This window comes from Microlunatus ginsengisoli, from assembly GCF_039537205.1.
GTDB lineage: Bacteria > Actinomycetota > Actinomycetes > Propionibacteriales > Propionibacteriaceae > Microlunatus > Microlunatus ginsengisoli.
This window is the reverse complement of sequence record NZ_BAABAB010000022.1, coordinates 363,524-388,290: the sequence shown is the minus strand read 5'-3', so window position 1 is coordinate 388,290 and position 24,767 is coordinate 363,524. Positions and strand designations below refer to the sequence as shown.

The following is a 24,767-nucleotide window of genomic DNA, read 5'->3' as shown; positions in this document are numbered from 1 at the left end:
TTTCTGCTTCGTGCCCCGCAGGGTCAGCCGGGCTGCGCGCTCTCGTCGCGGAGGACACGCCAGAGCCCGTCGGCAACGACGCGCCGTTCCCGTGCCCGGAGGTGACGCGAGAAGTGCGCCTCGATGCCGGCCAGATAGACCGGAGCCGCGGCCCGGAGCCTGCGCCGGCCGTCGGCGGTCAGCACGGCGAAGGAGGACCGCCCGTCCGCGGGGTCGGCCTCCCGTTCGACGAGGCCCGCCGAGACCAGCTCGTCGGTCAGCCGGCTGACCCTGCTGCGGGACAGCACGGCTCGCGCACCGAGCTCACTCATCCGCAGCCGTCGCTCGGGGGCCGAGTTCAGCTCGAGCAGCACGTCATACCAGGCCAGGGACATGCCTGTTGCGCGCTGCAGCTCGCGGTCGAGCACCGGCACCAGGGCCGCGTGCACCTGAAGCAGTCCGGCCCACGCGCGAACGCCTTCGTCGGCATCCGCCGCGATCACGTCTCTTTGCGTGCGCACGCACGAGATCGTACCAGGAAGAGCTAAGCCCGGCCCCGCGTTGACAAATGCGTGCGCACGCACATAAAGTACGTGCACACGCACATATCAAGGAGGTTCACCATGAACACTCGATCCGACCGGCCCCGGCGGTTGCTGCACATCTCGGCCTCGCCGCGCGGTGAGCGCTCGGAGTCGCTGGCACTGGCCGCGACCTTCCTCGACGCCTATGCCGAGGCCAACGACGGTGCCCAGATTCATCACTGGGACCTCTGGGACGGCACGCTGCCCGAATTCGGCCCGGATGCGGCTGCGGCGAAGATGGCGGTGTTCGCCGGCGAGCAGCCGGTCGGCGGGGCGGCGAATGCGTGGGCACGGGCCCGCGCCGCGTTCGAGCGGTTCGCCGGTTACGACGAGTACCTGTTCAGTGTGCCGATGTGGAACGCCGGCGTGCCCTACATCGTGAAGCAGTTCATCGACGTGGTGTCGCAACCGGGGATGGCCTTCGGCTTCGACCCGATCGAGGGCTACACCGGTCTGCTCGGGGGGCGCCAGGCGGCGGTGATCTACACCAGCGCGGTCTACGGACCGGGGGACCGGGCCGGCTTCGGCTCCGACTTCCAGCGGCCGTTCTTCGACGACTGGCTGCGCTGGGTCGGCATCGAGGACATCACCGAGGTCGCCTTCCGGCCGAACTTGGTCACGGCCGACGCGGCGACCGACCGGCTGGCCGCCCATGCGGCGGCGCGAGATGCAGGCAAGTTGTTCTGAAGGCTGCGAGGTGAACCCGTCAGTGCTTAGGGTCCGAGCATGACTCCTCTCCACCTCCTCCGTGTGCCGGGCCTCCGCCCGGCGGCCACACTCACCGCCGCCGCCGTCGTCTCCCTCGGCGTGGTCGCGGGCACCGCCCTCCCCGCCGCCGCCGACCCGCCGGTCACCCAGCAGGCCGTGCTGATCAAGGACAAGTCGCCGTACCGGTTCAGCTACTACGAGCACATCGACGGCATCGGACAGGGCGACGAGGTCTGCTACTACGGCGGCGCCTCGCTCTGCGCGAAGTACCCGCCGAACCGCGGCAAGGTGAACTACTCGGTGAAGCTCTATCGGCTGAAGGAGAAGGAGAAGCGCTACGACTACTACTTCGTCGACGTCACCGCCAACACCTACGATCGCTTGGGCGACGGCGACAAGGGCCGGCTGTCGGTGACCATCGACCCGACCTCGAAGATCAACTACAGCACGAACGTCTACTCCAAGAGCAAGCTGAAGGGCGGCTGCCACAGCTACCCGCTGAATCTCGGGGTGTCGATGGGCCCGATCAACGTCGGCACCACGGTGGCGAACTTCTCCACCTGCGACAAGGCCGACATCCACACCAAGCGGCTGGCCAGCGACGCGGTGCGCTACGACATCTACAGCCTGAACCGGTTCCGGACGATGACCATGCAGAAGTGGGTCCGGGTGAAGGCCGGTGCCAAGCCCACGTTCAACGTGAAGGTGGCCTGGCGGGCCGACGACTGCACCGTGATGCGGCGCCAGGTGATGGCGTACGCGAACGTCAAGACCAAGTCCAAGACGATCAAGATCAGCGCGCGCTAGCCGGCGGCCGCCGGTCAGTTCTCGCTGAACTCGGCCTGCACGTTGGCGAGCTGCTTCCGCGCCATCTGCTCGGTCCGGGAGAAGTCGTTCGCGTTCGGGTCGGACTTCTCAGTGAGGAACGCGTACTGCACGGCCGAGACCGCCCGGCCGTGCAGCGCGATCACGTAGTGCCGGGCGTACGCGAGCTTGGTGTGCTTGGCGTCGTAGTACACCCGCTCGGCGTACTGCCAGGTGGCGTCGGCCCCGTCGATCGCCGGACCGTCGGTGGTCTTCAGCACGACGTACATCTTGCTGGCATCGGTATAGCTGGCGCACGCAGCCAGAACCTTCGGCAGTGCCTCGCGGAAGGTGGCGACATCGGCGCTGTCGGCATAGCTCGACACCCCGAAGACGCCGATGCCCGCGCCCTTCGCGCGGCCGGCGGTGAACCGAGCGGTGGCGCTGGCCAGCGGCTTCACCGTTGCGTCGGTGGTCGGCTTCCCCGGGCACGCCTCGTCCTTGCCGCCCACGCTGTTCACGGTCTTCACCGCCACCCAGGGATCGCCCAGCTCCTTCGCGGTGATCAGCGCCCGTTTCGCCGCGGCCAGGTCGCCGGCCTTGGTCGGCGGTTGGGCCGATGCGCTCGGGCTCGCCGTGCTCGCCGCGGCGGGCGGAGCCGGGGCAGCTGCTGGTGAGCTGGCCTGGCCGGCCGAGCATGCGCTGCCGGATACCAGGACCGCTGCGATCGCAGCGAGTCCCGCGGCTCCGGCCCGAATGTGAGCGGCCACAGACGAACGAATCATCATCGATCCCCCCGAACCTGACGATGTGCGGTGAGCCGATTGTGGCACCGGCGCTCGCTCGCCGGGTGCCGTTGACGATATTCCCGCGATTCCGCGCCACTCGCGTCGAAGAGGCGCGCGACGTTCGTCTGCGACGCCGTCCGACGCCTCACTCCGCACCCGGCAGGTCGACTCCGCACCCCATACGCAGGGCGCGGAGTAGACCTGCGTGGTGCGGAGTGCCGGGGACACGGCTGGGCGGGGTGCCGCCGGTGGGGATGGGCGAGGTGCTCGGTGGTGCGGGCTCCGTCGGGTGTCAGTGGTCACGGCTAGGCTCGCATCCGTGCCGACCGCTACTGCGAAGACCGCGACGAAGCCGCCCGAGGGGGCGGCGCCCAGCCGCCCGAAGCTGCTGCTGATCGACGGACACTCGATCGCCTACCGGGCGTTCTTCGCGCTGCCGGTGGAGAACTTCTCCACCCAGACCGGCCAGCACACCAACGGTGTCTTCGGCTTCACCTCGATGCTCATCAACGTGCTGCGGGACGAGCAACCGACCCACGTCGGGGTCGCGTTCGACGTGTCCCGGCAGACCTTCCGCTCGGAGGTCTACGCGGAATACAAGGCGAACCGGAGCAAGACCCCGGACGAGTTCCGTGGCCAGCTCGACCTGGTCAAGGAGGTGCTGGACGCGCTCAACATCGTGCACGTGGAGAAGCCCGGCTTCGAGGCCGACGACGTGATCGGCACCCTGGCGACCCAGGCGGAGCAGGCCGGCTTCGACGTGCTGATCTGCACCGGTGACCGGGACGCGTTCCAGCTCGTCACCGACAACGTGACCGTGCTCTATCCGCGCAAGGGTGTCTCCGACCTCGGCCGGATGACCCCGGCGGTGGTGGAGGAGAAATACTTCGCTACCCCGGCCCGCTATCCCGAGCTCGCGGCGCTGGTGGGGGAGTCGAGCGACAACCTGCCGGGAGTGCCGGGGGTCGGGCCCAAGACTGCCGCCAAGTGGCTGGCGACCTATGACGGGCTGGAGAACCTGGTCGCGCACGCCGGCGAGCTGAAGGGCAAGGCGGCCGAGGCGTTCCAGCAGCGGACCGAGGATGTGCTGCGGAACCGCCGGATCAACGCGCTGGTCCGCGACCTGGAGCTGCCGGTCACCGTCGACGAGCTGGAGCGACGGGCCTGGAACCGGGAGGCCACCCATACCCTGTTCGACGGGCTCGAGTTCCGGGTGCTTCGCGACCGCCTGCTGGAGGCGCTGCCGACCGAGGCGTTCGAGCCCGAGGGCGGCTTCGAGCTCACCGGGTCGGTCCTGGAGCCCGATCAGCTGCGGGCCTGGCTGGCCGAGCACACGGTCGAGGCGGTGGAGACCGACACCGGTCCTGCGTCGAACCGGGTCGGGGTGGATGTCGTCGGCCATTGGGGCTCGGGCAGCGGGGATCTGCGGGCGTTCGCGATCGCCGCCGCCGACGGGGCCGCCGCCTATGTCGACGTCACCGAGCTGTCTCCCGACGACGACGCCGCGCTGGCCGACTGGCTCGCCGACCCCGGCCACCACAAGGCCATGCACGACGCGAAGGGTCCGCTGCTGGCGATCTGGGCGCGGGGCTGGGACCTCGCCGGGCTGACCTCGGACACCCAGCTGGCCGCCTATCTCACCCGGCCGGACCAGCGGACGTACGATCTGGCGGACCTCACCCTGCGCCACCTGAAGCGCGAGCTCAAGGTCGAGACTGCGCTCGAGGCAGCCGACGACGACCAGCTGGCGCTCGATTTCGGCGACGACGACTCCGGCGCCCAGGTCGCCGCCGAGGCGGCGATGGTGCGCGGCCGAGCGGTGATCGACCTGGCCGATGCGCTCGACACCGAAGTATCCGAGCGCGGCGGGACCGAGCTGCTCTACGGCGTCGAGCTACCGCTGCAGCGCACGCTGGCGCGGATGGAACGCACCGGTGTCGCGGTCGACACCGATCATTTGCATGCGTTGGAGTCCGAGTTCGGGGCCACCGTGAATGCGGCCGCCGAGGAGGCCTATCGGGTGCTCGGCAAGCAGATCAACCTCGGCTCGCCGAAGCAGCTCCAGGTGGTGCTGTTCGACGAGCTGGGGATGCCGAAGACGCGGCGCACCCGGACCGGCTACACCACCGACGCGGAGGCTCTGCAGCAGCTGTACCTCAAGACCGAGCACCCGTTCCTCGCCCAGATGCTGATCCACCGGGACGCGATCCGGCTGAAGCAGACCGTCGAGGGCCTGCTCAAGTCGGTCGCCGACGACGGCCGGATCCACACCACCTACGTCCAGACGATCGCGGCGACCGGCCGCCTGTCCAGCACGGACCCGAATCTGCAGAACATCCCGATCCGGACCGAGGAGGGGCGCCGGATCCGGCAGGCGTTCGTGGTCGGGGAGGGCTACGAGTCGCTGATGAGCGCCGACTACAGCCAGATCGAGATGCGGATCATGGCGCACGCGAGCGAGGACGCCAGCCTGATCGAGGCGTTCAACTCCGGCATCGACTTCCACACCGTGACCGCGTCGCGGGTGTTCGGCGTTGCGCCGGATGCCGTCACGCCGGGGGAGCGGGCGAAGATCAAGGCGATGAACTACGGGCTGGCGTACGGCCTGAGCGCGTACGGTCTGAGCCAGCAGCTCGCCATCGACACGTCCGAGGCGAAGGCGCTGATGGACGAGTACTTCGAGCGCTTCGGCGGGGTCCGGGACTACCTGCGCGGGTTGGTGGCCGACGCCCGGCGGACCGAATACACCGAGACGATCCTGGGCCGCCGCCGCTATCTGCCCGACCTGATGAGCGACAACCGGCAGCGCCGTGAGATGGCCGAACGGATGGCGCTGAACGCCCCGATCCAGGGCTCGGCGGCCGACATCATCAAGGTCGCGATGCTGGACGTCGAGAAGGCGCTGGACGACGCCGGCATGCGCAGCCGGATGCTGCTGCAGGTGCACGACGAGCTGGTCTTCGAGATCGGCCCGGACGAGCGGGAGGCGCTGACCGAGCTGGTCCGGACCAAGATGGGGCACGCCGTCGACCTGGCGGTGCCGCTGGACGTCTCGGTGGGTGTCGGCCGGTCCTGGCACGACGCCGCACACTGAGCGGCTCGGGCTCATCCGGATGACGACGAGCCCGACGGTTCAGCCGGCGAGGACGGCGGCGATCTCCGGGCTTGCCGCGAGATAGCCGGTCAGCAGGTCCCGTGCAACGGTGACGCTGTCGACCAGGGGATGCCGGGCGAACGCGGTCAGCGCCTCGGCCTTCGAGCCGGTGAGTGCGGCCGCGATGGTGTGCCGCTCGACGTCCTTCACCTGGGCCATGACGCCGAGCTGGTGCAGGTCCGGCTGGCTCGTCGCCAGCGGATGGACGCCGTTGGCGTCGACCATGGTCGGCACCTCGACCACCGCGTCGGCCGGCAGCCCGGTCAGCGTCGTCCCGTTGCGGACGTTGAGGATCATCGTCTGCCGCTCGTTGCGGCTGATCGCGGCCATCACGCCGAGGGCGACGCCGGCATAGCCCTGGTGGGCCGGGTCGGTCTCGACGTCCCGTTCGCCCACCGGCTCGTTCTGCGTGCCTCCCTTGGCCTCGGCCATGTACGAGGCACTCCGCCTCGCCACGGTCTGGCGCCAGAGGTCCGCCGCACCGTCGCCGGCCGCCAGCGCCCGGCGATAGAACTCGTCCTGCGTGCGGGCCAGGAAGTCCCCTCGGGTGGTGCCGGACGCCACGATCGAACGGACCGCGTCGCGGTTGAAGTAGTAGTAGTACAGGTACTCGTTCGGCACGGCGCCGAGCGAGCGGATCCAGTCCGCACCGAAGACCTGTGCCTCCTCCAGCCGGCCGAGCAGTGTCTCGGAGGCCAGCAGCTCGGGCAGCACGTCGCGGCCGTCGAACAGCACCCGGCGCATCCAGCCGAGATGATTCAGGCCGACGTAGTCCATCTGGACGCGAGTGTGGTCGAGGCCGAGCAGGCCCGCCACTCGCCGGCCGAGCCCGGACGGGGTGTCGCAGATGCCGAGCACCCGGTCGCCGAGCACGGACTGCATCGCCTCGGTCACGATGCCGGCCGGGTTGGTGAAGTTCATGACGTACGCGTCCGGGGCCAGCTCCTTGATCACGGTCGCCGCCCGCACCATCACCGGCACGCTGCGCAGGGCGTACGCCAGGCCACCGGGCCCGGTCGTCTCCTGACCGATGACGTTCAGGTCCAGGGCAACGTGCTCGTCGCAGCGGCGCCCTTCCAGCCCGCCGACGCGAAGCGCCGCGAAGACGAAGTCACTGCCCTCCACCGCCTCGACCAGATTCGTGCCCGGGCTCAGCACGGGGGCGTCGGGGAAGCCGGCGCCGAGCTGGCTGAGAATCGCGGTCATTGCCCGCAGTCGTGACTCGTCGACGTCGTACAGGGCGACCTCGTCGACCCGCGGCGAGCCGGTGTCGCGCAGCAGGGCCTGGTAGACGTACGGCGTGCGGAAACCGCCGCCGCCGAGGATGCAGAGCTTCATGCGATGAGGACCTCTCCGCCGGCGTTCCGGCACAGATCGAGGGTTTCGGTCGGGGCGCCGGGGGTGCTGATCACGGTGTCCACCTCGGCGAGGGAGCACAGCCGCAGGGCGCCGGTGCCCGGGAATTTGCGCTCGCTGGCGAGCAGCACCACCCGCTCGGCCGCGCTGATCATGGAACGTTTGATCGGCGCCTCGACGGCCATGTTGTCGACCACGTGGCCGTTGGGCCGCACGCCGGTGCAGGACAGAAAGACGATGTCGGCGCTGACCTCGCTCAGGGCCCGCTCGGCGATCGAGCCGACCAGGGACCGATAGTTGCGGCGAACGACACCGCCGAGCAGGATCAGCCGGACCGCCTCGTCGTCGCGCAGCTCGTCGAAGACGGCCAGATTGGTGGTGATCACGGTGATCTCACGGCCGGCAAGCCGGCGGGCGAGCGGTGGGGTCGTGGTGCCGATGTCGAGGATCACGACGTCGCCGTCGCGCACCAGCTCGGCCGCCGTCTCGGCGACCGCACGCTTGAGCGGCGCGTCGGCGTCGGCGTCGAGCAGGAAGCGCCCCTCATGACCGCTCCGGCCGAACTCCTCGACGGTCGCACCGGGCGGCAGCATCGCGCCACCGTAGGTGCGGGACAGCTCACCGTTGCGATCGAGCAGCTGAAGGTCGCGGCGGATCGTGGACTCGCTCACCTCGAGCGTGACGGCGAGCTGGCGGACCGAAGCCGAGCCGTCGACCCGCAGCGCCTTCACGATGCGGTTCCGCCGTTCGCTCGAGAGCATGGAAATCACTGTAGAGGGCAATCTTGCGCAAGAGCAACGAAAGTACGCCAAACTCTTTCATTCTCATCCAGACTTAACAGAAGAGCGGCGCCCGTGTAACGTCAGAGCAACCGGATGTGCGCATGATTGCGTGAATAGGGCAAGCCGCTCGCCTTGACCGCGCAAACTCGAGCATCTTCCCGAGCGCGTAGGCGCGGCGGCCGGGCGTGGGCGTCAGTGCCGGGCAGCAAGAGAACGTCAGGGCGAGGACCAGAGGGCGAGGAGCTGACAGGTGGCGGAGACGATCGGCCCAGCCGCCGCGGGCGGCGACCTGCTCTTCGTCGGTGACATCTACTGCGACCTGGTGATGGCCGGCGTCTCGGCCCCGGAGATCGGAGCCGAGGTCTTCGCCTCCGGCTTCGCCATCAGTCCCGGTGGCGTCGCCAACCGTGCCGTCGCCGCGGCGCGCGCCGGCGCGCCGACGCGGCTGCTGTCTCGGCTGGGTGAGGATCCGCTCGGCCGCGAGATGCGGGTGATGCTCGCCGCCGAACCGGGGCTGGACACCTCCTGGATCACATGCGTGCCCGACCGGCAGACGCCGATCACCGTGTCGTTGACCTCGCCGGAGAACCGGAGCTTCGTCACCTACGACGAGGATCTGGGCCCGCTCGACCTGCCGGCCGGTGCCGGCCCGGTGGGGGCGGTGCATGTCGGCATCGCGACCGAGCTACCTGCCTGGGTTGCCACACTGCGAGCCGCCGGCACCAGGGTCGTCGGTGGCGTGGGCTGGGACTCCGCGGGAGTCTGGTCGCGTGACGTGCTGGACCGGTTGGCCGAGATCGACGTGTTCGTGCCGAACGACATCGAGGCGATGCGCTACACCCGGACCGACTCCGCACTCGAGGCGGCGAAGGCGCTTGCCGAGCGGGTTCCGCTTGCGGTCGTCACCCGCGGCGGCGACGGGGTGGTCGCGATCGATTCGGCGACCGGCGTGGTCACCGAGATCTCCGCGGTCCCGGTCGACGTGATCGATCCCACCGGCGCCGGGGACATCTTCGTGGCGTCGTTCATGGCCGCCGAACGCTATCCGGACTGGGACCTGACGAACCGGCTCCGGTTCGCCGCGCTCAGCGCGTCATTGTCGGTTCGCCGTCTCGGGGGCGCCGTGAGCGCACCTCGTCCGGCCGATCTCCGGCGCTTCGTCGACCAGGCCCGGCCAGCCGGCAACTGGTCGTTCCTCGGCTCGCACTCCACCACCCCCACCCAGAACGGAGAGTCATGAAACACCTGAGGAAGGCATCGGCCGTCGCGGCGGTCGCCACCGCGGTCGCGCTCGCCCTCGGCGCCTGCACGCCGGGATCCGGCTCGGCCCCGGCCAGCCAGCAGAGCAGCCTGGCGCCGGTCAAGAAGGACTTCGGCACCGAACCGATCACGCTCACCGTCTGGGATCAGAACACCGGTGACGAGGGCATCGGTGCCGCCCAGAAGCAGCTGAACGACGCGTTCACGAAGAAGTACCCCAACGTCAAGATCGACCGGGTGTCGCGGTCGTTCTCGGACCTGAAGACGACGCTGAAGCTGGCGCTGTCCGGTGACAACCCGCCGGACGTGGTCCAGGCGAATCAGGGCTATCCGGACATGGGCGCGTTCGTGAAGGCCGGCTACCTCCGGCCGATGAACGACTACGCCGACCTGTACGGCTGGAACCAGCGCTACCCGAGCAGCTTCCTCAAGCTGAACTCGTTCTCCGCCGACGGCAAGCAGTGGCAGGGCGACAATCTGTACGGCATCTCCCAGACCGGCGAGCTGGTCGGCCTGTACTACAACAAGGCCGTGCTGGCGAAGGCGGGCATCAGCCAGCCGCCGAGCACACTCGCCGAGCTGAACGACGACATGGCCAAGGTGAAGGCGGCCGGGATCTTGCCGCTGAGCTACGGCGACGTCGAGAAGAGCCCGGGGATCCACCTGTTCGGCGTCCCGCTCAACGCGCTGGCCGGGAGCCAGAAGGTGAACGACCTGGTCACTTCGACCAGCGGCGCCTGGACCGACCCGGAGGTCGTCCAGGCCGCACAGACCATGCAGGACTGGGCCACCAAGGGCTATCTGACCAAGGGCGCCAACGGCATCTCCCGGGACGACGCGGTGAACGCGTTCGGCAAGGGCGACGCGGCGTTCCTGATCACTGGTACGTGGTACCAGGCCACCCTCGAGGCGGCGCCGCAGGCCAAGAACATCAGCTTCACGGCGCTGAAGCCGGACGGCTCGCAGACGCCGGTCACCATGGGTGGGATCGGGCTGGCCTGGGCCATCACCTCCAAGACCAAGAACGCCGACGCCGCAGCGGCGTACGTCGACTTCGTCACGAACGAGGCCGCCTCCGAGGTGCTGGTGAAGACCGGCAACCTGCCGGCGGTGGTGCCGGACAGCGACAAGCCGGCGGCGGGCACGCTGGCCGCGGCGATCACCGACTCCTACGTCGCGATCTCCAAGTCGAACGGCATCACCCCGTACCTGGACTACGCGACACCGACGTTCTACGACACGCTGACCGCGGCCGCGCAGGACCTGGTGGCCGGCAAGCAGACCCCGCAGCAGTTCACCCAGACGCTGCAGGACGACTACGCGAAGTTCAACCAGGACCGCTGATCGTGCCCGACGCTCAGCCGTCGTCCGGGGCGGGAGCGGCCACGGCCGGCTCCCGCCGCCGACCCTCGCCTGCATCCGCGCCGGGCGCCGCGGCCGGCGGCACCGGCCGCCGGCGGCGCCGGTCCCAGCCGGTTGCGTACCTGTACGTCCTTCCGGCGTTCGCGGTGTTCGCCGTCTTCCTCGGGGTGCCGTTCCTGCAGACCGTCCAGTACTCGTTCTTCGACTGGGACGGCCTGTCGCTGGCAACCTGGGCCGGGCTGGACAATTACGTCGCGGTGTTCACCGATCGTCAGTTGCGCGCGGCGTTCGGACACGCGATCGTGTTGATGGTCTTCTACAGCGTGCTGCCGATCGCGGTCGCGTTGTTCCTCACCGCGCTGATCTCGCGGGCCAACCGGCTGCGCGGGATGAGCGTCTACCGGACGGTGCTGTTCCTGCCCCAGGTGATCGCGTCGGTCGTGGTGGCGACGATCTGGGTGTCGATCTATTCGCCCGACGGCCTGCTGAACACCGCGCTGCGCCTGGTCGGGCTGGACTCGGTGACCCGGGTCTGGCTGGGGGACTACTCGACCGCGCTGGTGGCGATCGGGTTCGTCGGCACCTGGCTGAACATCGGCCTCTGCCTGGTGCTGTTCTTGTCCGGGTTCGGCAACATCGTGCCGGCCCTGTTCGAGGCGGCCCGGCTGGACGGCGCCAACGCGGCCGGGGAGTTCTTCGCGATCACCCTGCCCGCGCTCCGCGGCCAGATCGCGGCGGCCTTGACCCTGACGATGGTGTCCGCGCTGAAGACCTTCGACCTCGTCTACATCACCACCGCCGGCGGCCCGGGAAACTCCACCACCGTTCCGGCGTTCGAGGCCTACAACCGCGCCTTCAACACCGGTCAGGTCGGCTCCGCCGCCGCGGTGGCCATCTGCCTGACATTGGTGATCATGCTGGTGACTGCGCTGATCAGCAGGTTGCAGCCCAAGGAGTCGGCGTGAGACTGAGCACTCGTGAGAAGGTCCTCGACCACATCGTGCTGATCGTCTTCGGTGTGTTCGCGATCATCCCGCTGATCGGCGTGCTGATGAGCGCGGTGACCCCGCCCGCGGAGAACAGCGGGGCATTCGCGCTGCCCAGCCGGATCGATCTCGGCAACTTCGGACGGGCCTGGACGAACGGGCAGTTCAGCCGCTACATGCTCTCCAGCCTGGTGGTCACCGTTGCGGTGGTGGTGCTCACCACGGTGCTCGCGATCCTGGCGTCCTTCGCCTTCGCCCGACTCACCTTCCGCGGCTCGTCGGCGATCTTCTTCCTGCTGCTGGCGGGGCTGATGCTGCCGGCCGAGGCGTTCATCATCCCGCTGTACTTCAACCTGCGCAGCGTCGGCCTGACCGACACCTATGCCAGCCTGATCCTGCCGCAGACGGCCCAGTCGCTGGCGTTCGCGACGTTCTGGCTGCGCAACCAGTTCCGCACCTTCCCGACCGAGATCGTCGAGGCGGCTCGACTCGACGGCGCGCGCGACTTCCGGCTGCTCTGGCAGGTGATGGTGCCGCCGTCGCTCGCGCCGATCATGACGATGTGCGTCCTGATCACGATGTGGACCTGGAACGAGTTCTTGATCCCGCTGGTGCTGATCGTCAGCGAGGACCGGCGGACGGCACCGTTGGGCCTGGCCTTCTTCAAGGGCGAGCACCTGACCGACTACTCGCTTCTCTCCGCAGCCGGGGTGATCGTCGCGCTGCCCATCGTGATCTTGTACTTCGCGCTGCAGAAGAGATTCATCTCGGGAATGCTCGGCGGCATCGCGGAACGCTGAGCATCGTGGTCAGACGCCGGTCTTGGCCTCCAGCCGGCCGGAGTTGATCGCGTCGAGGAAGGCCTGGTAGTCCTGCTCGTTCTGCTTGGCGTACGCCTTGGCGAACTCGGCGATGGCGCGGTCGAACTTCCGCTTGGTGCCGAGGTACGCGGCAATGGCCACCGGGTCGCCGGAGCGGGCGTGCGCGCGGGCCAGGGTCCAGCCGCAGATCTCGGCATAGAACGTGAGACCGGGCGGCAACAGCTCCTCGACCGGGACCGAGCCCTTCATGTCACGCAGCTGGCGCCAGTAGTAGAAGCGGTCGTCCTGGACGCCCTCGGACCAGCCGAGGAAGATGTCGGACGCCGACTGCATCATCTGCTGGCCCTGGACCACCCGCTCGCCCGAGGTGGAGAACTGGCTCTTCGGCAGGTGAGCCTCGAGCACCGACCTGGTGGCCTCTTTCACCTGTAGGAACAGCGGGTCGCCCGCGTCGCGTCCCTCCAGCAGCACGATGAACGCCCGGGTGCCGACCGATCCGACGCCGACCACCTTCCGTGCCGCATCCACCACCCGGTAGCGGTCGAGCAGCCGGCGACGGGTCTCGTTCAGCGTGCTGCGGTAGCGGTCGTACACCTCCTGGACGACGTCGAACAGGTCCGGCCGGTCCGACTCTGCGCTCGATTCCAGCTCCCGCCAGGGGATCAGCACCGGCGGCTGGCTGACGATCCGCTGCCGGCCGTCGACCACCTCGGTCAGCTTCGACAGCGCCTGCAGGTTCGTCCGGGTGCGTGCCTTGCGGAACACCTCCCGGCCGCGCTCGATGGACGGGATCGCGGTCTTCGGTGCCCCTGCCCGCTTGGCCTGCTTGGCCACCTCGGCGTACTCCCGCTCGAGCCGGACCAGTCCGTCCTGGATGTCGGCCTCCGACATCCGGGAGTACCAGATGTCGAGGGTGTTGGTCTTGGCGAAGCCGGCCATCGCGGTCCGGTAAGACTCGCCGACCTTGAGCACGACCTGCTGGGTGTCCTCGGCCGAGAACTTGTTGTTGGCGGCGGCGATGGCGAAGCTGGCCGCCAGCCGCTTGACGTCGTACTCGAACGGCCCGGGCAGGGTCTCGTCGAAGTCGTTCAGGTCGAACAGCAGCTGGCGCTCGGGCGAGGCGAACACACCGAAGTTGGACAGGTGGGCGTCTCCGCAGAGCTGGACGTTCAGCCCGGCCGTCGGGGTGATAGCGAGATCCGCGGCCATGATCGCGGCCGAGCCGCGGTAGAAGGTGAACGGGGAGACCATCATCCGGCCGTGCCGGACGGGCACCAGGTCCGGTTCGCGGGTCGCGTCCTGGGCCTGGAGGATGGCGACCGGATCCTCCCGTTCCGGCCCGGGCTGCCAGTGCGTGTGGGCCTCGCGTGGGGTCCGGGCGCGGGCGTCGACGCCCTGGGCCCGGCGGTCGGCCGCGCTGGGATGGGGTGCCGCCTCGATGACTGTCATGATGCCCTCCTAGGCCTGTCCGGCCGGCTCGTGCGGTTCCGTGGTCGTCGTCCCCGTGGTCGCCGCTGGGGAGCGGAAGGCGGCGACGGCGTCGGCGACGGTCGGGTAGATATGGTCGACGTTCAGCAGTTGCAGCACGCCGAACTGCTCCAGGGTCGCCTGCAGGTCGGGATCGAGCCCGGCGAGCGCGAACACGGCGTTGCGCTGGTGGACGAACTGGACCAGCTGGCGCAGCGCCGCTCCGGCCGAGTAGTCGACGTCGGGAATCGAGGAGCAGTCCAGGACGAGCCAGTGCACGGGATCGGGCGCGGCGTTGAACAGCTGCTGGACGGCATCGGAGAACTGGTTCGCGTTGGCATAGAACAGGTCGGCGTCGTACCGGAAGACCAGCAGGCCGGGCTCGCTCTGCATCCCGTTCTGTGCCTTGAGGTACGTCGGGTCGCCGTCCGAGCTGATCCCGACCACGAACCGGTGTGGCTTGTACTGGCGGCGCACCATCTCGACCAGGGACGCCACGACGGCGAGGATGATGCCCTGCTCGACGCCGACCGCGAAGACGACCACCGCGGTCACGGACGCGATCCAGAACTCGCTCTGCCGCGCCAGCCGGACCACCTTCAGGCCCTTGACGTCGATCAGGTCGATCCCGATCAGGAACACGATTGCGCCGAGGGTGGCCTTCGGCATGTCGGTCAGCAGTCCGGTCAGGAACAACACGATGATCAGCACGACCGCGGCCATGGTCAGGTTGGCGACCTGGCTCTTGCCCTTCTGGCCGTCCAGGATCTGGGTCTTGGTGGGGCTGCCGTTGACCACGAACGTACCGGTCAGGCCGGCCGCGAGGTTGGCGCCGCTCAGCCCGACGATGTCGCGATTGATGTCGACCCGGTCACCGTGCTTGGCCGCGAAGCTGCGAGACGTGGCCGCGCTCTGGGCGATGATCAGCACGAAGCACGAGAACGCGGTGCCGAGCAGCATCGGCACGTCGGACAGGGTGACGCCCTGCGGCAGCCCGATCGGCGGGAACCCGCCCTGCATCGCCCCGACGACCGCCACACCGTGCGCGGACGCATCGGTCGCCGCGGAGACGATGATCGACAAGATCACCGCGATGATCGCGCCCGGGACCTTCGGGACGAACCGTTTGAAACCCAGGATGATCGCCAGCGTGCCGAGCGCGAAGGCCAGCGACGGCAACTGGGTCTGACCGAGATGGGTGAGCATGTACCACTGCTGCTGGAACCAGGTGCCCTTCCCCTTCGCGATCCCCAGCATGTCGGGGATCTGGCCGGTCAGCACCTGGATTCCGACGCCGGTCAGGAAGCCGATCAGGACCGACGCGGACAAGAAGTCGCCGAGGAAACCGAGCTTGAGCAGCCGGGCGAGGATCAGCAGGGCGCCGCAGACCAGCGCGGTCAGCGAGCAGAGGGCGAGCCACTGGGGAGAGTTCGGCTGCAGGCCGGCGATGCCGAGGGCGCCCAGACCGCCGGCCAGGATGGCGGCGGTGGCGGAGTCGGCCCCGACCACGAGCAGCCGGGACGAGCCCAGCAGGCCGAACAGCACGGCCGGGAAGAGCACGGTGTAGAGACCGGTGATCACCGGCGTCTGCGCGATCGAGGTGTAGCCCATGGTCTCGGGGATGGCGACCGCGGCCAGCGTCGCTCCGGCGAGGATGTCGGCTCTCAGCCACGAACGCTGGTAGCCGCGCAGCGCCGGCGGGGTCAGCCTTGCCGTCCAGCCGGTTCGGGTCGCGGCCGGCGTCGACGGGCTCATCGATGCCCGTCCGCATGGTTGCGCAGGGCGCGCTGTCCGCCGTCCTGCCCCTCGAGATCGCCCATGTGCTCATTGTCGAGTCGGGGCCTCGCGACGGCATCACCCTCGTCGGGTGGGGCGGTTACCGCCGCGGGTACCGTCGACGAGGGATCAGAGGAGGAGCGGGTGCCGGATCGGGCGTCGAACGAGCAGGGCGTGATCGAGCGGGGCGTGATCGAGCGGGACGTGATCGAGCGCTGGAGTCGCGAGATGGACGCCCGTGGCCCGGCCGGGGAGAATCCGGTCGACGGCTTCCTCCGAACGGCCTGTCTCAGCTACACCGAGCCGGCCGCCGCCGGCCGCGCCGCCGACCTGCTGTCCGCCGATCCTGCCCTGGCCACGGCAACGGCGGGCACGCTCGCCGCCTGTGCCGAGGCGGACTTACTGGCCGAGCTGCTCGACCGGGATCGGGCCGCCGTGAGCCGCGAGACCGGCCCGCATCGCTGGCCGCCGCTGCTGTACCTGTGCTATTCCCGGCTCGGCGTCGGCGATCCCGTTGCGACGATGCGGGTGCTGCTGGCCGCCGGCGCCGACCCGAACGCGGGATTCCTGTGGCGCGGCCAGCCCTCGCCGTTCACCGCGGTGACCGGCGTCCTCGGCGGCGGTGAGCGGGACGAGCCACCGCACCCGGACGCGGTCCCGCTGGCCGGGCTGCTGCTGGACGCCGGCGCCGACCCCAACGACAACCAGGCGTTCTACAACCGCCAGTTCAGAGCCGACAACGACCACCTGCCACCACTGCTCGGGCACGGCGCCGGCCGGCCGGCGCCGTCGCCCTGGCGCGACCGGCTCGGTGCGTCGTACCCGTCGCCGGAGGAGATGGTCGGTGAGCACCTGCGATCGGCGGCGGCGCACGGGTTCACCGAGCGGGTCCGGATCCTGCTCGAGCACGGGGTCGACCCGAACACCCGCGGCTACCACCCGGTGCTCGGCGACCAGACCGCGTACGAGGTGGCGGTTCGCAACGGGCACCCGGAAGCCGCCGCGCTGCTGGAGCAGGCCGGCGGGTGGAGCGACCGTCTCGACGAGGTCGACCGCGCGATCGGTGCAGCGCTCGCCGGCGGCCGGGGTGGGGGCGCGCCCGCCGGGCATCCCGCCGACCTGGTCGACCGCCGGCCCGACGCGATGCGGCTGGCGGCCGAGCAGCACGATCGGGGAGCGCTCGAACGGCTGCTCGCGCTGGGCTTCGACGTGAACGCCGCGGCGGCCGACCGGCGTACGGCGCTGCACGAGGCCGCCCTGCGGGGCGACCAGGCGATGGTGACCTGGTTGATCGAGCACGGAGCCGACCCGACGCTGCGGGATCGGGACTTCGGCGCGACTCCCGCCGGCTGGGCGGCCTATGCCGGCCATCAGGAACTGGCTGCCTGGCTCGAGGCCCGGACGCGCTGAGCCGGGCCCAGCGGGTCGGTCCGGCTGCGTCAGGGGCGGGGGCGCCAGCGTTTCCAGGTCGCCTCGGCGCTCGCCCGGACCTTGTCCTGCCACCACAGCTCGACATCGACCAGCATCTCGGCGTCGTCGGCTGAGGCGGTCCGGGCTCGCAACTCGACGGGCTCGTGCAGTGGGGCCGGTCGGCGATACCGGACGTCGAGCCCCGCAGTGACGTAGTGCAGGGTTCCGTTCGGGACGAGTCCGCGCTGCTCTGCCGCGACGACCATGGCCGCGGCGCTGTGACAGTCCAGCAGTGTCGCGATGATGCCGCCGTTGAGATAGCCGAGCCCGTTGTCGTGCTCGGGCCACGGGAGGAAAGTGGCTCGGACGGATCCGTCGGCCGCCGGGTAGCTGCGGATGCGCAGTCCCTTGGCGTTGCTCGGCCCGCAGCCGAAGCAGGTCAGCTCGGCGAAATATCGCTCCTGGATGCTCGGTCCGGGGCTGGCGTCGTCCACGGCTCGATCAGACCACAGCCCGATCAGGCGTCCGAGCCGGGCGCTTCTGCTCGCCGGTGGTGGCGGAGCAGCAGGTCGACACCGAGGCCCGCCGCCAGCGCCCAGAATGCGGCGCCGATGCCGAGGAAGGCACCTCCCGCGGCCGCGACGACGAACGTGATCGCGGCGGCCTCCCGCCGGGCGGCGTCCCCCATCGCCGTGTGCAGAGCCGAGGCCAGGGTGGCCAGTAGGGCCAGCCCGGCGACCGTCCCCACTACGTCGGGCGGGGCGGCGCTGACGAACGTGGTGAGCGGAGTGGAGAGCACGGCCAGCACCAGGTACGTCCAACCGGCTGCGTGCGCGGCTCGCCACCGCAGCCTCGGGTCCGGATGCACGTCGGGCGACGCTGTCATCGATGCGGTGATCGCCGCCAGGTTGACCGCGTGGCCGCCGAAGGTGGCACCGGCGACCGTGCCCAGACCCGTGACGGTCATCGTCTCCCGCCACGGCACCCGATAGCCGTAGGACGCCATCACCGCGGTGCCGGGCACGTTCTGACCGGCCATCGTGACGACGTACAACGGGAGGGCGATGCCGAGCACGGCGGGCCAGGTCAGCGTGGGGACGGTCCAGTCCAGCGTCGGCAGCAGCGAACCGCTCAGGCCGCCGGCCCGGGCGACGTCGATGCCGACCACGACCAGGGTCGCGGCGAAGGCCACCGGCACCGCCCACCGCTTCGCGAGCCGTAGCGCGACCAACCAGCAGAGCACGATCGGGCCGACCGCCCACGGCTCGGCGGACAGGCCGTGCACCGGCGCCAGGCACAGGGTCAGCACCACGCCGGCGAGCATCGCCTGGGCCAGCGCGGGCGGGATGGCTGCGATCAGGGCGCCGAGCCGCGACCAGACACCGGTGAGCAGGATGAGCGCTCCGGTGAGCAGGAAGGCGCCGATCGCGGCCGGCCATCCGCCGGCGACCGCTCCCGTCGCGGCCAGCATGGCCGCACCCGGCGTCGACCAGGCAAGCAGCAGCGGCGTCCGGTGCCGCAGGGTCAGCCACAGCACGCCGACGCCCTGCACCAGGCACAGCACCGCCAGTCCCGACCCGGCCTCGGCCGGCGTCGCGCCCACCGCGGTCAGGCCGGCGAGGACGACGGCGAACGAACTGGTGAAGCCGACCAGGGCAGCGACGACACCGGCGACGGGTGCGTGGGAGGAGTGTTCCACAAACAGAACCCTAGGGTTCCACAAACAGAGCCCTAGGGTTCTGCAAACAGAACGCAACCGGTTTAGTCTCGGTCCGTGAGCTCACACCCCGAACCGGCCACCCAAGCGGCCACCGACCCGGCCCGGCAGGACCTGGCCCGGCAGGTCGGCGAGCGGCTGCGGTCGCTGCGGCAGGCGGCTGGCATGTCCCTCGGCACGCTTGCCGAGGTCGCGGGCATCGGGAAGGGATCGCTGTCGGAGATCGAGAACGGGGCGCGCAGCGCGACCCTCGGCACGCTGTACGCACTCGCCGGCGCGCTTGGGGTGCCGCTGGCGGCGCTGCTCTCCGGCGTGCCCGGGAGCCGGGTCGCATCCCCCGGAGTGGTGGCCCTGCTGCTGGACGTCAGTGTCGAAGACGGCTGGACCGTCGAGGTGTATCGGCTGCGGATCGAGGCCGGGGCGGAGCACCGGTCGATACCGCACGGGCCGGGCGTCGTCGAGCACCTGCTGGTGACCAGCGGCCGGGCTCGGGTCGGGCGCGTCGGTGCGGAGGTCGAGGTCGGGGTCGGCGAGGCCGCGCAGTGGGTGAGCGACGTACCGCACCGCTACCAGGCCCTCGGCCCGGTCGCCGTCGACTCGGTGCTGGTGATCCGCTCGCCGGGACCCGCCGCCGGCTCCCTCTGAGCGCTCCGCGCCCGTTACCCCCGGCGACACCCCGCCCCCGCCGCCCCCCAGCTCGGAAACTGTGCAGCTGTTGCAGCGACACGCCGGCCGCGATTGCAAGAGCTGCACAGTTTCCGGGGCGGAGGGGTGGCATCCGGTGGATGGTGGGCCCGGTGGATGGTGGGCCGGGTGCCGGCATTGATCGGGCGGCACGGTCGAGGCGGAGACTCGGCACGGTCGAGGCGGAGAATGGTGGCGTGCGCACCGAGGCGCGAGGACGTACGTTCGCCCGGGCCGGTCGTCGGACCAACGTCGCCCTGTTCTGGCTCGTGGTCGGCGCGTTCGTCACCGGCTGGGTCGGTTTTGCCGTGGCCCGGCCGGTGCCGTCGTGGCTGGTCGCGGCGCTGCACGCGCTGCTGGGACTCGCTGTGGTGGCGCTGGCGCCCTGGAAGTCCATGATCATCCGGCGATCCCGGCTGCGGGTCGCCAGCGTGCTGCTGCTGGTCGCGGTGGTGCTCGGCTTGGCCGCCGGCTTCGTCCAGCTGTTCGCCGGCTGGTCGGCGGCCCTCGGGATCAGCCCGTTGCAGGTGCACGTCGGCGCTTCCCTGATCGCGCTGCCGCTGCTCGGCTGGCACGTGCTGCGGCGCGGAGGCCGCGCGATGCTGGCCCCGCGGCGTTCGGACCTGTCCCGACGGGTCCTGCTCCGCGGGCTCGGCGGGCTGGGCGCGGTGAGCGCCGGCTACCTGGTGCTGACCGCACTCTCGCGCTCGATCGGCGGCCCGCCCCGAACGCCTGCTGCAACCGGGTCCCGGGCGGTCGATCCGGACGCGATCCCGGCGACCATCTGGCTGTTGGACCGAGTCCCCGAGCTGGCGCCGACGCACCGGGTTGAGGTGGCCGGGCGGTCGTACGGCGCCGCGGAGCTGGCCGAGGACGCGGAGCAGGTGAACGCGCGGCTGGACTGCACCAGCGGCTGGTTCGCCGATGCGACCTGGTCGGGCCGGCGGGTCGCCGATCTGATTCCCGTCGCGGACCTGGCCGCGGCACGCAGCGTTCTGGTGACCAGTGCGACCGGCTACCGCCGACGCTTCCCCGCGGCGGAGGCAGGCTCGCTCTGGCTGGCGGTCGCCTGCCAGGGCAGGCCGCTGACTGCCGCTTCCGGCGCACCGGTGCGCCTGGTGGTCCCGGGCCGGCGCGGGTTCTGGTGGGTGAAGTGGGTGGCCCGGGTCGAGCTCAGCGACCAACCGAGCTGGGCGCAGCCGCCGTTCCCCGCACAGTGATCCCATCGCTGGGATCCCGTCGCGGTGATCCCGTCCGTGGGAGTTCCGTCGCGGTGATCCCCTCGGTGGGATTCCGACGGCGCGACCTCGTCGGCGATGCGTCGCCGAGGCCGCCGGCGGTCCGGAGGCGTTCAGTCCTCGCGGACCCTCGCGGTCGTCTTCGCTCGCTTTCGACCTACTTCGCTCGTGAAGCTTCTCGCGCGAACTAGGTCGAAGCCGCGCGAAGATGGCGGGGGTGGGCGAGGGAGTCGTCGGCACCAAGGGGGGCGGAGCGCGGGGAGAGTCGTCGGCACCGGAGTGGGCGGGGGTGGGCGAGGGAGTCGTCGGCACCAAGGGGCGGGGCGGCGCCAGGGAGTCGTCGGCACCGGAGCGTTGCGGGCTACTGGGCGGGCGAGGGGACCCGGCCGCGGGATCAACCGAGGACGAGCTTGACCGCGATCGCCAGCATGGTGGCACCGACGAAGACGTCCAGCACACGCCAGGCCCGCGCGCTCGACAGCAGCGGTGCGAGCAGCCGCGCGGCGAAGCCGAGGCCGACGAACCACAGCACGCTCGCGACGGCCGCGCCACCGCCGAACCACCAGCGGCCGACGGCCCCGTGGACGGCCGCGATCGAGCCGAGCAGGACGACGGTGTCGAGGTAGACGTGCGGGTTCAGCCAGGTGAGGGCCAGCGTTCGCCGGACCACTCTGGCGGGTCCGCCGAGGGCACCGGCCGCGGGGTCGAGTCCTGTGCCGCATGGCCGCAGCGCCCGCCGGATCGAGGACAGGCCGTACCAGACCAGGAAGGCCGCGCCGAGCCAGCGGGCGAGCGTCAGCAGCCAGTCGGCGCGCTGGATCAGCACTCCGACCCCGGACACGCCGGCGGTGATCAGCACGACGTCGGACAGGACGCAAACCGCGACCGCGACGCCGACGTACGAACGGCGAACGCCCTGCCGCAGCAGGAAAGCGTTCTGCGCACCGATCGCCATGATCAGCGAGAGTCCGGTGAGCAGTCCGGCCAGCGAAGCATCGAGCACGACCTCCACGCTACGGTCGCGCCCCTCAGTAGACCAGCAAATGTTTTTCATGATCGATCAGTTCTGCTTAACTTCGATCATGGAACTGAACCCGGCCCAGCTGGACGCGCTGGTCGCTATCGCGGAGTCCGGGAGCTTCGACGGCGCCGCCCGGGCGCTGCACGTGACACCGAGCGCGATCAGCCAGCGCATCCGCGCGCTGGAGACCTCGGCCGGACAGGTCCTGGTCACCCGGGGCACCCCCTGCCGGGTGACCGGGCACGGCCGACGACTCGTCCAGCTCGGCCGGCAGACCCGGTTGCTCTACGAGGAGGCGGGCCGCGAGCTGCGCACCGCCACGTCGGTCGCCGTTGCGGTCGCGGTCAACGCGGACTCGCTGTCCACGTGGTTCCGCGAGGTGATCGCCGGCGTGGCCGGCCGGCGGGATACGGCACTCCGGCTGTACGTCGAGGATCAGGCCTATTCCCAGGACCTGCTGCGCAGCGGGGACGTGCTGGCGGCGGTGACCAGCGATCCGGCCGCCGTTCAGGGCTGCACGGTCGAACCGCTCGGTGCGCTGCGCTACGTCCCGGCCGCCACCCCGCAGTTCCTCGATCACTGGCGCCGCGGCCGTGGCTTCGACTGGGCGGCGATGCCGACGCTCGTCTTCAATGACAAGGACGATCTCCAGCCCGAGCTGCTCCGCCGTCGCGGGATCGCGCAGCTGCCGCGCGTGGTGCACCGGATACCCTCGTCCGCCGACTTCTATGCCGCGGTGCTGCTCGGCCTCGGTTGGGCCATGGTGCCGAGCCTGCAGGCTCGCGACGACCTGGCCGCCGGCCGGCTGCAACGGCTCTCCCGGGACGTGACCGACGTACCGCTGTTCTGGCAGCGCTGGCGGCTGGACTCGTCGGCGCTGGCCGACCTCAGCGCGGACGTCCGGGCCGCAGCCCGGCGAGCACTCCGCCCGCCGGCGGCGACGTAGCCTGGCAGGCGGAAGCTCATCGGGAGCAGGAGAGGTCGTCAGTCAGTGATGGAGCTTGCCGGCATTGCCGTCACTACCCTGCAGGGTGAGGGCACCACGTTCGGAGACCTGACCGCGGGGAGGCTCGCCCTGGTGGTGAATGTCGCGTCGCGGTGCGGGCTCACTCCGCAGTACGAACAGCTCGAGGATCTGCAGCAGACGTACGGCCCGCGTGGCTTCACCGTGATCGGGTTCCCGAGCAACCAGTTCCTGCAGGAGCTGGGCACCGAGGAGGCGATCGCGGACTACTGCTCGACTACCTGGGGAGTGACCTTCCCGATGTCGGCGAAGGTCAAGGTGAACGGCCGCCAGGCCCATCAGCTCTACCGGGAGCTGAAGACGACTCCGGACGCCGAGGGCAAGGCCGGCCGGGTCACCTGGAACTTCGAGAAGTTCCTGGTCAGCCCGAGCGGAGAGGTCAAACGGTTCCGGCCCCGGACCGAGCCGAAGGATCCGCAGGTCGTCGCGGCGATCGAGGAGTGGCTTCCCGAGCACTGAGTCCTCCCAGCCGAACGGGTTTCTCCACCCGGATCTCCACCCGCGGGTGGTGGGCCGCGGAGCCCGCTTCTCCAAGACTGGATACATCACCCAGTTCAGGTGTCCGGCCGCTCGGCCGGACCGAGGAGAAGGCAACGAGAATGAGCACGAACACGATCGAGACGATCATCATCGCGCTGGCGGCGATCGCCTTCGTGACCTATCGACAGACCAGGTGGCAGTCCGTCGACACCAGCCGGCTGCTGCGGATGCCGGTGATCCTCGCCGTGGTCGGCTTGATCACGATCGCCGGCACGCTGCAGCACGAGCCGCACGGCTGGCATCCCGGCGTGCTGGACATCGTGGTCCTCGGCGGCGAGCTGCTGGTCGGCCTCGCGGCCGGCGTGTTGATGGGCCGGCTGACCCTGCTCCGGACCGTGAGCGGCAAGACCGAGTTCCGGCTCAGCGGTCCCGGGCTCGGCGTCTGGCTCGGCTTTATCGCCCTGCGGATCGGGTTCGGCGTGCTGGCGGCCGTGGTCGGCGCGACGTTCGCAGCGCAGCCGGGGGCGACGATCCTGGTGCTGGCGCTGATCAAGTGCGTGCAGGCGTACGTCGTCCGGGAGCGGGTCGACCGGCACCACGCGGAGGAATCGCGCCGGACGTACGCGGCCAGCGGCTTCTGATCGGTCGAGGAGGCCGGCCGTCGGCATAGGATCGGCGACGATGAGGTGGACCGACACGGGCGGAGACCGCTGGGGCGGCGGCAGCGGCACCCTCGGCCTGGTGGTCCGACTCGGCGGGCTGGCCTTCCTGACGGTCGTCCTGGTCAGGTCCGGCGCCTTCAGCGGTGCCCGTTGGGTTGCGATCGGCACCGGTACGGCTCTCGCCGTTTCGCTCGTGCTCCTCGTGCTGCGGACCTGGCGCCCCTTCGACCGGCTCGCGCTCGTGCTGACCGTGGTGTTGATGGGGCTCGGGATCGCGCTGAACCCGGCGATCGACTATCTCGGCACCGTCTTCTTCGTCGTCGGCGGGATCATGGTCGTCGGCCAGCCGGAGGTACCGACCCGGCTCGCCGTCGGCGTGACGGGTGCGCTCTCACTCGGACTGGTGACGCGGGCCGTCCTCGCGAATCCCGAGTGGACCGTCTTGCTGAGCAACCTGTTCGGTGCGGCGGCCGTCATCCTGTTCGGGGCGAACCGGCGACAGCGGGTGTTGCGGCAGCGGGAGGCCGACCGGGTGGCCGCGCTGGAGGAACGCAGCCGGATCGCCCGAGACCTGCACGACGTTCTCGCCCACTCCCTCGGCGGTCTGGTGGTCCAGCTGGACGCGGCCGATGCGGAGCTGGCCGTCGGGCGGACGGCCGAGGCGTCGGCCCGGATCCGGACCTCCCGCCAGCTGGCGGTGGACG

The 24,767-nt window shown here is 70.3% G+C and carries 23 protein-coding genes; 14 read left to right on the top strand and 9 right to left on the bottom strand.

What is annotated here, in order from left to right:
- Window positions 1-23: 23 nt before the first annotated feature.
- Window positions 24-500: a MarR family winged helix-turn-helix transcriptional regulator gene (locus ABD747_RS16635; RefSeq protein ID WP_344806544.1), complete on the bottom strand. Its 477-nt coding sequence runs from the start codon at window positions 498-500 to the stop codon at window positions 24-26.
- A 102-nt stretch (window positions 501-602) separates the two neighbouring features.
- Between ABD747_RS16635 and ABD747_RS16630 the strand changes: the two genes are divergently transcribed.
- Entirely contained in the window at window positions 603-1,250 is a 648-nt protein-coding gene (locus ABD747_RS16630) for an FMN-dependent NADH-azoreductase (RefSeq protein ID WP_344806542.1), read from the top strand.
- A 39-nt stretch (window positions 1,251-1,289) separates the two neighbouring features.
- On the top strand, window positions 1,290-2,078 hold the full coding sequence (locus tag ABD747_RS16625; RefSeq protein ID WP_344806540.1) for a hypothetical protein: 789 nt from the start codon (window positions 1,290-1,292) through the stop codon (window positions 2,076-2,078).
- A 14-nt stretch (window positions 2,079-2,092) separates the two neighbouring features.
- Here ABD747_RS16625 and ABD747_RS16620 read toward each other — a convergent pair whose 3' ends face one another.
- The gene (locus tag ABD747_RS16620) at window positions 2,093-2,845 is read right to left on the bottom strand and encodes a hypothetical protein (RefSeq protein WP_344806538.1); all 753 of its coding nucleotides are present in this window, start codon (window positions 2,843-2,845) and stop codon (window positions 2,093-2,095) included.
- A gap of 337 nt (window positions 2,846-3,182) precedes the next feature.
- Here ABD747_RS16620 and polA point away from each other — a divergent pair, with 337 nt between their 5' ends.
- Window positions 3,183-5,957: a DNA polymerase I gene (gene polA / locus ABD747_RS16615; protein ID WP_344806536.1), complete on the top strand. Its 2,775-nt coding sequence runs from the start codon at window positions 3,183-3,185 to the stop codon at window positions 5,955-5,957.
- Between the two features lie 39 nt (window positions 5,958-5,996).
- Here polA and ABD747_RS16610 read toward each other — a convergent pair whose 3' ends face one another.
- Window positions 5,997-7,355 carry a 6-phospho-beta-glucosidase gene (locus ABD747_RS16610; RefSeq protein ID WP_344806534.1) on the bottom strand — a complete coding sequence of 453 codons (1,359 nt, stop codon included), beginning with the start codon at window positions 7,353-7,355 and terminating at the stop codon, window positions 5,997-5,999.
- Window positions 7,352-8,134 carry a DeoR/GlpR family DNA-binding transcription regulator gene (locus ABD747_RS16605; RefSeq protein ID WP_344806532.1) on the bottom strand — a complete coding sequence of 261 codons (783 nt, stop codon included), beginning with the start codon at window positions 8,132-8,134 and terminating at the stop codon, window positions 7,352-7,354. The genes ABD747_RS16610 and ABD747_RS16605 overlap by 4 nt, the downstream gene beginning before the upstream one ends.
- Before the next feature lie 271 nt (window positions 8,135-8,405).
- Here ABD747_RS16605 and ABD747_RS16600 point away from each other — a divergent pair, with 271 nt between their 5' ends.
- Genes ABD747_RS16600 through ABD747_RS16585 form a run of 4 tightly spaced genes read left to right on the top strand, consistent with a single transcriptional unit; the run spans window position 8,406 to window position 12,563 of the window.
- Window positions 8,406-9,395, top strand: a complete 990-nt coding sequence (locus ABD747_RS16600; RefSeq protein WP_344806530.1) for a carbohydrate kinase family protein — start codon at window positions 8,406-8,408, stop codon at window positions 9,393-9,395.
- Complete coding sequence (locus tag ABD747_RS16595; RefSeq protein WP_344806528.1) at window positions 9,392-10,759, top strand: extracellular solute-binding protein; 1,368 nt, start codon at window positions 9,392-9,394, stop codon at window positions 10,757-10,759. The genes ABD747_RS16600 and ABD747_RS16595 overlap by 4 nt, the downstream gene beginning before the upstream one ends.
- Window positions 10,760-10,761: 2 nt before the next feature.
- Window positions 10,762-11,742, top strand: coding sequence for a carbohydrate ABC transporter permease (locus tag ABD747_RS16590; RefSeq protein WP_344806526.1), 981 nt, complete (start codon window positions 10,762-10,764; stop codon window positions 11,740-11,742).
- Window positions 11,739-12,563, top strand: coding sequence for a carbohydrate ABC transporter permease (locus ABD747_RS16585; protein WP_344806524.1), 825 nt, complete (start codon window positions 11,739-11,741; stop codon window positions 12,561-12,563). The genes ABD747_RS16590 and ABD747_RS16585 overlap by 4 nt, the downstream gene beginning before the upstream one ends.
- 9 nt (window positions 12,564-12,572) lie before the next feature.
- Here the strand turns inward: ABD747_RS16585 and ABD747_RS16580 are convergent, their stop codons facing one another.
- Entirely contained in the window at window positions 12,573-14,033 is a 1,461-nt protein-coding gene (locus ABD747_RS16580; RefSeq protein WP_344806522.1) for a DUF2252 domain-containing protein, read from the bottom strand.
- A 9-nt stretch (window positions 14,034-14,042) separates the two neighbouring features.
- A complete protein-coding gene (locus tag ABD747_RS16575) occupies window positions 14,043-15,806 on the bottom strand; it encodes a SulP family inorganic anion transporter (protein WP_344806520.1) in 1,764 nt (587 codons plus the stop codon).
- Between the two features lie 165 nt (window positions 15,807-15,971).
- Here ABD747_RS16575 and ABD747_RS16570 point away from each other — a divergent pair, with 165 nt between their 5' ends.
- On the top strand, window positions 15,972-17,237 hold the full coding sequence (locus ABD747_RS16570; RefSeq protein ID WP_344806518.1) for an ankyrin repeat domain-containing protein: 1,266 nt from the start codon (window positions 15,972-15,974) through the stop codon (window positions 17,235-17,237).
- A gap of 29 nt (window positions 17,238-17,266) precedes the next feature.
- Here the strand turns inward: ABD747_RS16570 and ABD747_RS16565 are convergent, their stop codons facing one another.
- Together ABD747_RS16565 and ABD747_RS16560 are read right to left on the bottom strand one after the other, a co-directional pair.
- Window positions 17,267-17,731: a PaaI family thioesterase gene (locus ABD747_RS16565; RefSeq protein WP_344806516.1), complete on the bottom strand. Its 465-nt coding sequence runs from the start codon at window positions 17,729-17,731 to the stop codon at window positions 17,267-17,269.
- Between the two features lie 23 nt (window positions 17,732-17,754).
- The gene (locus ABD747_RS16560; RefSeq protein ID WP_344806514.1) at window positions 17,755-18,936 is read right to left on the bottom strand and encodes a benzoate/H(+) symporter BenE family transporter; all 1,182 of its coding nucleotides are present in this window, start codon (window positions 18,934-18,936) and stop codon (window positions 17,755-17,757) included.
- 75 nt (window positions 18,937-19,011) lie between these two features.
- On the opposite strand from ABD747_RS16560, the gene ABD747_RS16555 reads away from it, so the two are divergent.
- Together ABD747_RS16555 and ABD747_RS16550 are read left to right on the top strand one after the other, a co-directional pair.
- Window positions 19,012-19,599 carry an XRE family transcriptional regulator gene (locus ABD747_RS16555; protein ID WP_344806512.1) on the top strand — a complete coding sequence of 196 codons (588 nt, stop codon included), beginning with the start codon at window positions 19,012-19,014 and terminating at the stop codon, window positions 19,597-19,599.
- 236 nt (window positions 19,600-19,835) lie between these two features.
- A complete protein-coding gene (locus ABD747_RS16550) occupies window positions 19,836-20,858 on the top strand; it encodes a molybdopterin-dependent oxidoreductase (protein WP_344806510.1) in 1,023 nt (340 codons plus the stop codon).
- Window positions 20,859-21,270: 412 nt separating this feature from the next.
- Here ABD747_RS16550 and ABD747_RS16545 read toward each other — a convergent pair whose 3' ends face one another.
- Complete coding sequence (locus ABD747_RS16545) at window positions 21,271-21,879, bottom strand: LysE/ArgO family amino acid transporter (RefSeq protein WP_344806508.1); 609 nt, start codon at window positions 21,877-21,879, stop codon at window positions 21,271-21,273.
- 79 nt (window positions 21,880-21,958) lie between these two features.
- On the opposite strand from ABD747_RS16545, the gene ABD747_RS16540 reads away from it, so the two are divergent.
- The 4 genes from ABD747_RS16540 to ABD747_RS16525 form a co-directional block, all read left to right on the top strand.
- On the top strand, window positions 21,959-22,843 hold the full coding sequence (locus ABD747_RS16540) for an ArgP/LysG family DNA-binding transcriptional regulator (protein ID WP_344806506.1): 885 nt from the start codon (window positions 21,959-21,961) through the stop codon (window positions 22,841-22,843).
- Window positions 22,844-22,891: 48 nt separating this feature from the next.
- Window positions 22,892-23,380 carry a glutathione peroxidase gene (locus ABD747_RS16535; RefSeq protein WP_344806708.1) on the top strand — a complete coding sequence of 163 codons (489 nt, stop codon included), beginning with the start codon at window positions 22,892-22,894 and terminating at the stop codon, window positions 23,378-23,380.
- 140 nt (window positions 23,381-23,520) lie between these two features.
- Window positions 23,521-24,042: a hypothetical protein gene (locus tag ABD747_RS16530; RefSeq protein WP_344806504.1), complete on the top strand. Its 522-nt coding sequence runs from the start codon at window positions 23,521-23,523 to the stop codon at window positions 24,040-24,042.
- Window positions 24,043-24,082: 40 nt separating this feature from the next.
- The coding region (locus ABD747_RS16525) for a histidine kinase dimerization/phosphoacceptor domain-containing protein (protein WP_344806502.1) at window positions 24,083-24,767 on the top strand (685 nt) is incomplete at its 3' end.